Genomic DNA, 10,366 nt, shown 5'->3' with positions numbered 1-10,366 from the left:
CAAATCCGGCCACTCCGACCATATCTAAAAAGCCCGCTTGATGCGGGCTTTTTTGTTTCTGAAACCATCTACTCTGCGCTGTCTATCCGGTGCTGCTTCATGTAGCGGTCATGGGGATCACGTGCCTTCTCGCAGCTGACGTGCAGTACAAGGCTGCCATTCACCAGCGTTTGGTTATCCGCTTTATTTTCTCATCTGCCTCGATTAACAAAAGGTCGTAACCCTTTCCGTATGCTGTGGTCATTGTCCAGTCAAGTCGCAGCAAGAGGTCCTCAATTCCATCACCATTGAAATCGCCCTTTGCCAGTGTGGTGAAATTGATATCCATGTCATCGAGTTGTACTTGTAATACTGAGGGGCTTATCTCTTGGGTTTTCAGGTTAGGGTAGGCCTTTTCCATCGTTTCACTACTTTCGGCAGGTTTTTCTCCACCCAGGTAGGGGATGGATGTGGCGGGGAGATTGCGAATGAACTCCGATGAGAGCGTGTTTGGTAAGAAGGTCGCGGATGAATTTTGGCCTTTGAAGAATACGTTTAGTGCTTGGCAATTCCGCACTAGCATTATAAATAGTGGAAACTGATCCTCTTTTACGGATTCCTTATGCGTGTTTTCGACATCTGAACAAGATGTAAAATTTATTAGTGAACCGTCCTTTGCGTCCAATTCATAGTTTAGTGCGGTGGATTCATAGCTATCCCCGATAGTTTCCAATCCTGCAAATTCTTCTTCATTTAAAGACTTATTGATGTCTGGAGCATTTTGGGGGGAGCATGCGGCCAGAAAAATCGTAGCTAGCAGGGCTAAATATCTCATAGTGTTTTTCAGGGTTGTGTAGTCGCTGATTTTGAGTTGGCGCTAAGAAATAGTTGATTCACATAGTTGTTTCGACCTGGGCTTACGTGAGGGCGATAGGATTCTATTCCGGCAGTTTTCCAATCTTCACTTTTAATAGCAGCGTTGAATTTAATAAATTGCCCTTTAAGTTTCGTGGCGCCCAGATTGAAGATCATATCAAAAAGCGCTATTTGGGCTGCTGCTGGGAACTGGTCGAACTCTTTCTGGAACCCTCGTCTTGTACTGTACAATGCGATCAGCTCTTTGTAGAACGAGTCTATGTGGTGATCTCTTTGCCGATCGATATCGGCTTCTTGCATAACAAGCTTGCAGAACTGTTTGTACCAACCGGCGCGATAGTTGCGCTTTTGTTTTGCGATCTGGTCAAACTCTGCTTGTTTCTGTGCGGCAGTGGCCGGGGTGGCAGGCAGGTTGTTTAAAACAGTAAATAGCGGCACCGAGCTAATGGCAAATCTGTTTGGGATCATGTGCCCAATACCTACGGTAACCTTACCCACGGTGTCCAAGTATAGGTGGTTATATCGCCCTTCGTATTCTTCTAGTTTCTTTGCGACAGCGCTTTTGATTGCTGGGGCTAACGGCATTTTATATGTCCATTTCTGTCCGTTTGGGTGCCTTTGTCTTATAGAGGTGGCTATATATCGTGGCAAGGGAATTGATTCTACCGCGTAGAATTTTGGTTTGAAAATGAAGGTTGGAGTACGTTGGTACTATGTTTCTTCGGCAGTTCTTGGTGCTGCGAGTTTTGTCGAAAGGTTATGGCTGCTGCGTGCCAATTGGACTTTGATCACTGCGTGAGAGAAAGCCCGGCTGGCGAATTCCGTCAACCGGGCATTTTATGGTGGGTGCGATCTGAAGATCGTCATTCAGATAGAGGGCTGTGCCTGCCCAAGGCAGGCATGCCTATTCGGCAAAGCTTATTTTTTCTTGGGAGAAATCCGCATGGTGATGTCAGCGTGGAAGACTTCCTCGCCATTGGTATCAAACACGCTGACGGGCATCACCACATCCTGCGCAGAATCCCAATGGAAGTCGTCTACATTGCATACGGCGCGCAAGTCGGTTTTGGCCATCTTCAGGTATTGCACGGTCATACCCACTGGAATCCAGCGGAAGTTGGCGTCCAGGGATACGTCCAGGCACACGCCGCCCGCCAGTTCCGCGGCGTTACACATGGCGATGGCGTGCACGGTTTTGATGTGGTTTTGCACCGCGCGGCGTTTTTTTAATTTTACCTCAACCAGACCCGGCTTTATCTGAGTGAAGCGCGGTTTGATCGAGCTGAAGTAAGGTGCATCGAAGCAGACAATTTTGCTCACCAGCCAGCGGCCGAAGCCGTTACCGCCGAGAGTTTTCCAGAGTTTCAGGACCGGACTTTTGGAGGGGGCGTAAGTCATTTGCTATCTCGTGCCTGTCTGCATCAATAAGTGCCTCATTCTTGCATCTTTGTCACGCGCAGATTAAGTATCAAACTGCCCGATAGGCTTGTCCGTATCGCTTATTGTTCCCCTGTCTGCGTGTCCTGAACCTCCTGTTGCTCTCACTTTCGCTCTGCAGCTTTCGCGTCCCAGGCGGCAACCCTGGCGCGTGTGTCGGCGAGCAGGCGGTCCAGCGCCGTGCGGTCCTGAACTTCGCCGCGCAATAGCACGGTGTGGATCGCGCGTGTGGCTTCAATATCCTCCAGCGGGTTGCGCTCCAGCAGCACTAGGTCCGCGACTTTACCCTCATCAATAGAGCCGTATTGGTCCAGCTGGCCGAACCACGCGGGTCCCGCGCGGGTTGCGGCGGACAGCGCCTGCGTCGGGGTCAGTCCCAGCTCGACAAAAAGTGCCAGCTCATCGTGCAGGCCGACGCCCGGATAGTTGAAAGAATTCAGGAAGCCGGCATCGGTACCGGCCATGATGGTGACGCCCGCTTGCTGGAGCATCGGAATAATGGACGCGACGCGCTGGTAGCGGGCGTGTCTCTGTTCAATCTGTGTCGGCGTGGCGCCGGCGGCGCGCTGTACGCGCCACTCGTAGGTTTTTCTCAGTTTCGGGCCGATATATGCGAGGTACTCGTCGTCCTTGTGATCGTCCTGGTCGAGATAGGCGATTATCCGTGAGCCGTTCAGCGTCGGGGTCACGAAGACACCTTTTTGCGCCAGATCGCGGTACGCGGCCATGGCGGTGTCGCGGTCGAAGCCGGTGTTCAGGCGCGCGCGGGCTTCTTCGCGGGTGAGGCGACCTGCGGCGAATTCGGCGGCGATGGTGGCTTCATCTTTTACCCCGGCGTTGTAGGCGTAGCCCAGGTGCTCGATGGAACTGAGGCCTGCATCCACCACTTGGCGCATGGGGATCTGCAGCGGAATATGGCCGGAGGTGCGCAGTCCGGCGGCCCGTGCCTGCTTTACCGCGTATAGAAAAAGTTCCGGTGTGAGGGTGCTGTCCGTGATCTTCACAAAGTCGACGTCGAGGGACTTTAACTGGGCGATGGCCTTGTCGACGTCGGCCTCCGAGCCGGTCTCGATGGTGCCTTTCCACACCGGCTTGATGCCTTCGATCTTCGGTCCCGAACTCAGCAACCGCGGGCCAAACAGGGATCCCTCGGCAATTTCGCGGCGCCAGTTCAGCACGTCCAGGGGGAGGTCCCCTGAGGCGTCGCGGATCGTGGTGACGCCGTTGGCCACGTACAGCGGCAGTAGCGCCCGGTTTTCTTCGATCAGGGCCTCACCGCCGCCGAAGTGTACGTGCATGTCCCACAGGCCGGGGATCAGGTAGCGGTTGCGGCCGTTGACCGTCTGCTCGGCGCGCCAGCGCCTGGCCACATCCGCGTCGTGCCCCACCGCAACGATACGGTTGCCCCGGGTGGCGACAGCCTGGTCGGGTAGCAGCTGCCCATGTTCGACGTCGACGATGGTGGCGTGGCGGATGATGACATCGGCCTGGTCCCGGGTGGCAGCCTGTAGAGGGCTGAAGGAAACGGCCGTGAGCACGGCCAGGGCGGCATTGAGCAATGTTTTCATCGTGGGACATCCCTGATTAATTGGGGGGCAGGGATGTATATCGCGCTGGCAGGTCATTATCAAATTAGATATCGTTATTCAAATCATCCATTTTCTTAATGGCTCTATGCTCGATCCCCGTCTTCTCCGCGCCTTTGTCACCATCGTCGACGTCGGCAGTTTTACCGCTGCGGCCGACCGGCTACACATGACGCAATCCACCATCAGCCAGCAACTCAGCCGGCTTGAGCAGGCAGTGGGGCGGGAGTTGATCGATCGCGCTGCGCGTCCGGTGGGGCCGACCGCATCCGGCGAGCGGCTCCTCGGCCATGCGCGGCGGATTCTTGCTCTGGAGGCGGAAGCTGTGGCGCTGCTCTCCGACCCGGCCGGGACTTCCGCCATCCGTATCGGGCTGCCGGACGATATTGCGACTTCGCGGCTGAGCCGGGAGTTTGCCACTTTCTCCGAACAGCATCGCGAGGTGCGGCTGGATGTGACAACCGGGTTGAGTCGCGATCTCAGCAGACGCTTTCGCGCCGGTGAATTTGATGTGGTGGTGGTAAAGGAGTCGACGGCCAGCGTTGATTGCCGCGCGAGCTTTCCCGAAGCCGTTGGCTGGTTTGAAGGTGCGGATACCAGCGGGGAGTGGCCGGACCCGATGCCCCTGGTGACCTTTCCGGTCGGCGGCCTCTACCGCGAAACCATGTTCGAGCGAATCGAGCGCGAACGACGGAATTGGTATATCGCGTTTACCGGCAGCAGTCTGAACAGCGTGCTGGTCGCGGTGGAAGCCGGGTTGGGCCTTTCGCTGCTTCCGCTGGGTGCAGTGGGCAACTCCCGCGTTCGGCTAAATGCGTCCCTCGGCCTGGAGCCCGCGATGGTGTTGTCGGTCTATGCCTGGGAGGGTAGGGGCAATGTGGGTGAGCTGGTCGAGCAAATCACGCAGGTTCTCGCGGACCGGTTCGAATCACAGGGGCGGCAGTAAATCCAGTGTACTCGTGTGTGCTTAGCCGGAGGCAAGTCGAAGTTATCTACGACAGATTCTCGTTCTTCTACAAATTGGCGGTTGCAAAGTTTATTCGGCGCCCTAGAATTTCCGCATCACTCAGGAGAGTACCGTGACCAGATTACCCAGCGTTTTAAACCTTATAGATTGCGCCGCCCCACAGGGGACGCGGGCGTGGTTTGTTCGTGTGGAGAAAAATCTGCCCTGACTGCCTCCTGTGACCCGGGAGGCGCGAGCCTTTCGGAAACGGCCTTCAATAGCCCCCGTAGGTTCGCCTCCGGGGGTTTTTTATTGTTTCGTTGAACACGCTATAGCGGTTTTGGTGACACAGGTTTCGTTGTAAAGCATGGAAATACGATGCACAAAAGATTGAATACGAGAAAGCGCTAGGCGTATGAATTTACGCTGCTACCGGCTTCTATACCCAGCTTTTTATGCCGAAATAACGGTAGGGTATCCATCGCTCTAAATTAACGTAAGTTATTGAAAAATATAGATAAAAGAAGAATAAATTCTTGCAAATGGCTTTTTTCGTGTTAGCTTTAAATAAGAACTTGATCAGCAAGTTCATTGAATTTTTAGTTGGAATTGTTAATCGCATTTACGCCGCAGCGCGGCAACAACGACTGGTAACTGAAATGTTAAACCTCGACTGTCACAAGGCCATGTTCGGAACGCCCAGGAGTATTGGGCGGGAGCAGGGTACCTGTGCCTTGCCGGGGGCAGCTTTGTGCTGGCCACCGTTGAGTCTACAGATAAATGCAGAGAACTCTTTCGGTGAACGCATGAAAGCGTAGTTCGGCCTGTCCGGTCGGCTGCGCGCCAATCGGACTTTTGAACACTACGTGTGAGAAACCCGGTTGGCGATGTCCGTCAACCGGGTTTTTTTATGGCGGGTGCGATTTGTATCTCGCCCTATATATGCAGCGGTCAAATCCTTCTCCCGAATCGTTGCCTGGGGGCTGCCGCAGGGTAGTCATGTTTATCGCGTTGGTTGGGGCGGTAAAAAAATTCCTTTGGTTACCGGCTCGAACACAGCCGGGATCGTGACATAGCGAGGTCCCTTTATGCGCTTGATTATCGGTGCCCGAGACTACGGTGCGGGCCTTTCTGTAACAAATTATGTGAACGCCAAGCGCTTTATGCGCGAATACCCGGTTTCCGTCTTGCAGGTAATACAACCGGTGCCGAGCCGCGAGAACCTGGTCGGGTTTCTGGCCTGGTGTAGTGGCCGTCGTCGATTACCCATGCAGGTGGTAATCAACCAGGTGGCGCCCATGGAGCGGCAGATGGCCATGCATTACTTATTGAACCGTGGATACCGGACGGCAGACCGCGTGACGTTTATAAAAATGTAATACACCCGTAGCTCAACGAGTCTGGCAGGCTGCCTGAATAGCGTCTTTGTCAATGAGTAACTAGATTTAAGGGAGCGGGGGTTAACCGCGGCACGGGATTCTTTGTGTAGCGCTTCCAGGGAGAATAGCAATGGAAATGGAGAGTCAAAAGAGCACTAAGCGGATGCGGGCTGACAAGATCAAGCCCTATCAGTGTAAGTACCTGATTGCAGTGATCGAGGACCCACACGACGTCAAGAATATCGGCACGATCATCAGAAACGTGAATGCCCTTGGAGTAGAAAAGGTCTATGTGGTGGATCCGGGAAAACGCCTGCCGGATGACTGGCAAGCAATGCGGGAAAGAAAATCCCTGTCGGGTACCTCTGTTTCCGCGATCAAGTGGACCTTTGTGAAGCGGTTTGACAGCACGGATGATTGCTTTGATCACCTGGAAAGAAACAACTACCAGTCCATAGTGACGTCTCCGCATACGAAGGGTAGAGAAAACGTGGTACTGCACGAAGGGGAGTACACTCAGTTCTCGAAACTTGCTGTCTGGTTTGGCAGTGAGTCACGAGGGATCAGTGAGCAGGCAATCAAGCGTAGTGTGCTTTGTGTAAATATCCCGATGCTTGGGATGATAGAAAGCCTCAACCTGGGAACCACCTCCGGGATCGTGCTGTACGAGATTACCCGACAGAGACGGGAATATCAGCGCATGTACAAATACAAAAACAAGCGGGGAAGGAAGTATATCGCATGAGAAAATGGCAGCTCCGATGAAAAAATGTTGACAATGTCGTCACAGACAATATCCTTGCCGCAATTAATTAACGCACTCAACAGGAGCCATGAAATGTCATATCGGAGCAACAAACCAAGTTCTTATTGAACAGCCTTTCATGTGCTCGCGCTTGAAAGGTGATACCGCCTTTCAAGCCAGATCTCTCTGAAGCCCTGGCGATCGCCGGGGCTTTTTATTTTCCGGTTTCTGAAAGGCATTTGAATAAATACGTGGAGAAATCCAGGGACGAGTTATGCCTGTAAAAATGGTACTTAACAGCAATGCGAGCGCCGGTACAGTGCCGGTAAAGATTTACACGCAGGACGTTGAAAACGCCGCATTGCAACAACTTAAAAATATTGCCCAGTTGCCCATCATCCACTCCCATGTGGCGGCGATGCCGGATGTACATATGGGGATCGGTGCGACGGTGGGGTCTGTTATCCCGACCGTGGGTGCGATTATTCCAGCGGCGGTGGGCGTGGACATTGGCTGTGGTATGAATGCGGTGCGCACATCGCTGCATGCCAATCAGCTCCCGGATAACCTCAAGCCACTGCGGGATGCCATCGAGCGTCGCGTGCCGGTGGGGTTTGGTCGTCACAAGCGGGTCAGTGCCCGGGAGGCGGCGGCCAGCAAGCTGGCATCTGGTGCGGATCTGTTGTTCGCGAAGCACCCGCAGTTGCTGAAAAAACTGCGTAGTTCGCAGGAAACCTGGGTGACCCAGCTGGGGACCCTGGGTGGCGGCAACCACTTTATCGAGATCTGTCTCGATGAGAACAACCGGGTATGGATCATGTTGCACTCCGGCAGCCGGGGTATCGGCAATGCCATCGGACAGCACTTTATCCAGTTGGCCAAGCGGGATATGGAAGGGCATATGCATAACCTTCCGGACCGTGACCTGGCGTACTTCAGTGAAGGCAATGGACACTTCGATGACTATATCGAAGCAGTGCACTGGGCCCAGGAGTACGCGAGAGTCAACCGGCAGGAGATGATGAAGCTGGTTGTGGGGGTACTGCAGCAAGAGCTGCCGCCGTTTACGCTTGAGTCCGAGGCGATCAACTGTCACCACAATTATGTGGTGCGGGAACAGCACTTCGGCCGCGATGTATTCGTTACCCGCAAGGGGGCCATCAGCGCGCAGAAAGACCAGCTGGGTATCATCCCCGGATCTATGGGTGCGCGCTCCTACATCGTGCGCGGTCTGGGCAATACCGAGTCATTCTGTTCCTGTGCCCACGGGGCAGGGCGGCGCATGAGTCGTACTGCGGCGCGCAAGCGCTTTACGCGGGAGGACCTGGAAGCCCAGACCCGTGGGGTGCAGTGCCGCAAGGACAAAGGTGTTATCGATGAAATTCCTGCGGCTTACAAAGATATCGATCAGGTCATGGAGAACCAGCGCGACCTGGTGGATGTGGTACATACCCTGAAGCAGGTCATCTGTATCAAGGGCTGAAGTTGGATTTAAGGAGGCTTTATTGATGAGAAAACCTGAGCGGAAAATATCTATCCAAATTTCCGCAAAAGAACAGCGCGCGCCGGGCAATCCGGTCGCGCAAAATCCGCTGTTGCGCAAAGGCGGTGCCCATATCCGGGCCAAATCTGCCGATCGTTTTGACAGCAAACAACAAACCAGAAAAGCAGCGCGGGAGTGGGACAACTCCCGCGGCTGAATCTACTGGTTAGCCCACTGGTTTACACTTCCTGCCTTGGGCCTATGTATTCCGTTGCGGTCGCCCGGGTTACCGGTTGAACGTTCAGCCGCGCACCACCAATCTGTTTATCTGCATGTAAATACGGCTCAAAGGGCATTGTGTCCTCATCCGGTCCTAGCCACCGCGCAATAAATTCTTCGTTATCCGGCGCGATCATCGGAAAGCTCTTTTCGTGATACCTGGCGGTGTCCGGATGCGCATCCAGGGTGATGATGCTGCAACTCAGTGTCTCTCCCCAGGTTTTATATAACCCGCAGAAAAAGAATGGCTTGTGATCTCCAAAGGTGAATTCAACGGGATTTTTACCGTTCTGGCTCTCTACCCAGGCGGTGGCGGGAATCAGGCAGCGGGATTTTCGGTATTCCGGGCGCTGACCAAGCTTTTTCCAGTTACTGTTGATGGACCAGTATTTCTTGTGGGGTTTCCAGCCATCGCCATCGCGCTGCAGGTAGAGATGCCAAATGGCATTTTCCACCACGGGTTCTCCGTGGCGGGCGGTGACGATACTGATTTTGGACGTAGGGCGTCTCCGCCGGCCAAATATCATCTGCTGCGGGTGATGGATGCCGTGCTCTGCGATAAATCGTTCCAGACCTGCATCGTCATCTGCGTCAAATAGGCTGCACATGCGTCGTTATCTGAATACTTGGTTGGGAATACAGCTTAATCGCTCCCGGTGCTCTTTGCATATTGCTGGTAGGCCTGCAGTAGCGGTTTGATGAGGCTGGGTCGGTTGCGGAATCACCGTGAACATGACCGCTAATGCAGTCACATTCTTGATAACTCCCGGTGATCAGCATAGAACGCAATGGTCTCGAAAGCGCAGGATTCCAGGATTTTCATAGGATTAGGCAAGGATTTTTAAGCTTTCTGATACCGTTGAAATTGCCGTAAGCGCAGAATTCACTGGCCGGAAAGAAGTGGCTGGCCTTAAAAATAGAGCCGCCAGCGATCTTTCATGGCGGCCAAAAGTGGAGGTCAAGAAATGAATGAATTTAGCGCGAAAGTCGGAAAGGTCATCAGCTGTCCTACAGATGCCCTGCGTTCCGCAGTAATTGAACTGAGTCTGATGCGCGCCCGCCAGATGCGGGCCGAAGATGGGCAAGGACAAAGCAGATCACCCTCACTGCGAGGTACTGACAATGTGTAAACGCGTGTTGATCACCACTTTGATGATGTTCGTTACCGCATTGGCCTTTACCGGACCGGCGGTATCCGAGCAGGACTTCCTGACAGAATTGCACAGCAGTCAGCTGTAACTTGTCGGGCTTCTACCCCAACCATCCCCTTGGGCCCTGAATTCTTTTCGTTAGTGACCACCCCAAACTAACGGAAAGCAGGGCCCTTTTTTTTCTGTAGTGCGAAGTCCTGGAGCGTTTAGTCTGAGACGATACTGACTTTGGATGTGGGGCGGCGTCGACGTCCAAAGATCATTTGTTGCGGATGCTGAATCCCGTGTTCTTCAATATTCCAAAAATCAAAAAAATGGCGGCCACAGGCCGCCATTTCAGTTCTACCAACAGTTAAGGTTACGGACTAGCCTGTGCCTCAAGGGTTACGCCGGAATAGGCGCGATAGCCCCGGACACTGATATACCAGGTGCCTGCCTGAGGGTTGTTGAAGTTGCAGTTTTCACTGTTGCCCGAGGTGTAGGGGCGGCAGTCGTAGCTGCTGGT

10 protein-coding genes are annotated in these 10,366 nt (G+C 53.8%); 4 read left to right on the top strand and 6 right to left on the bottom strand.

Annotation, left to right across the window (positions count from 1 at the left end):
• Positions 1-160: 160 nt before the first annotated feature.
• The 4 genes from B4U49_RS03035 to B4U49_RS03020 all read right to left on the bottom strand — a co-directional run bounded on the left by B4U49_RS03035 (position 161) and on the right by B4U49_RS03020 (position 3,860).
• Positions 161-814, bottom strand: a complete 654-nt coding sequence (locus B4U49_RS03035; RefSeq protein ID WP_078083101.1) for a hypothetical protein — start codon at positions 812-814, stop codon at positions 161-163.
• Positions 815-822: 8 nt separating this feature from the next.
• Positions 823-1,323 carry a lysozyme family protein gene (locus B4U49_RS03030; protein ID WP_204902973.1) on the bottom strand — a complete coding sequence of 167 codons (501 nt, stop codon included), beginning with the start codon at positions 1,321-1,323 and terminating at the stop codon, positions 823-825.
• A gap of 450 nt (positions 1,324-1,773) precedes the next feature.
• Entirely contained in the window at positions 1,774-2,253 is a 480-nt protein-coding gene (locus tag B4U49_RS03025) for a hotdog fold domain-containing protein (protein ID WP_078083099.1), read from the bottom strand.
• Positions 2,254-2,396: 143 nt separating this feature from the next.
• Complete coding sequence (locus B4U49_RS03020) at positions 2,397-3,860, bottom strand: amidohydrolase family protein (RefSeq protein ID WP_078083098.1); 1,464 nt, start codon at positions 3,858-3,860, stop codon at positions 2,397-2,399.
• A 106-nt stretch (positions 3,861-3,966) separates the two neighbouring features.
• Between B4U49_RS03020 and B4U49_RS03015 the strand changes: the two genes are divergently transcribed.
• The 4 genes from B4U49_RS03015 (at position 3,967) to B4U49_RS02995 (ending at position 8,431) form a co-directional block, all read left to right on the top strand.
• Complete coding sequence (locus B4U49_RS03015) at positions 3,967-4,824, top strand: LysR family transcriptional regulator (protein ID WP_078083097.1); 858 nt, start codon at positions 3,967-3,969, stop codon at positions 4,822-4,824.
• 1,088 nt (positions 4,825-5,912) lie between these two features.
• Positions 5,913-6,203: a hypothetical protein gene (locus B4U49_RS03005; RefSeq protein ID WP_078083095.1), complete on the top strand. Its 291-nt coding sequence runs from the start codon at positions 5,913-5,915 to the stop codon at positions 6,201-6,203.
• Between the two features lie 130 nt (positions 6,204-6,333).
• On the top strand, positions 6,334-6,948 hold the full coding sequence (locus B4U49_RS03000) for a TrmH family RNA methyltransferase (RefSeq protein ID WP_078083094.1): 615 nt from the start codon (positions 6,334-6,336) through the stop codon (positions 6,946-6,948).
• Between the two features lie 274 nt (positions 6,949-7,222).
• Entirely contained in the window at positions 7,223-8,431 is a 1,209-nt protein-coding gene (locus tag B4U49_RS02995) for an RtcB family protein (RefSeq protein WP_078083093.1), read from the top strand.
• A gap of 239 nt (positions 8,432-8,670) precedes the next feature.
• On the opposite strand, the gene B4U49_RS02985 is transcribed toward B4U49_RS02995, so the two are convergent.
• Both B4U49_RS02985 and B4U49_RS02980 read right to left on the bottom strand, forming a co-directional pair.
• The gene (locus B4U49_RS02985) at positions 8,671-9,318 is read right to left on the bottom strand and encodes an SOS response-associated peptidase family protein (RefSeq protein WP_078083091.1); all 648 of its coding nucleotides are present in this window, start codon (positions 9,316-9,318) and stop codon (positions 8,671-8,673) included.
• A gap of 901 nt (positions 9,319-10,219) precedes the next feature.
• Positions 10,220-10,366, bottom strand: a 147-nt coding sequence (locus tag B4U49_RS02980) for a PPC domain-containing protein (RefSeq protein WP_193432804.1), incomplete at its 5' end; no start/stop codon positions are given.

The sequence above is a fragment of the Microbulbifer mangrovi genome, assembly GCF_002009015.1.
Lineage (GTDB): Bacteria > Pseudomonadota > Gammaproteobacteria > Pseudomonadales > Cellvibrionaceae > Microbulbifer > Microbulbifer mangrovi.
This window is presented reverse-complemented; position numbering and strand designations above follow the sequence as displayed.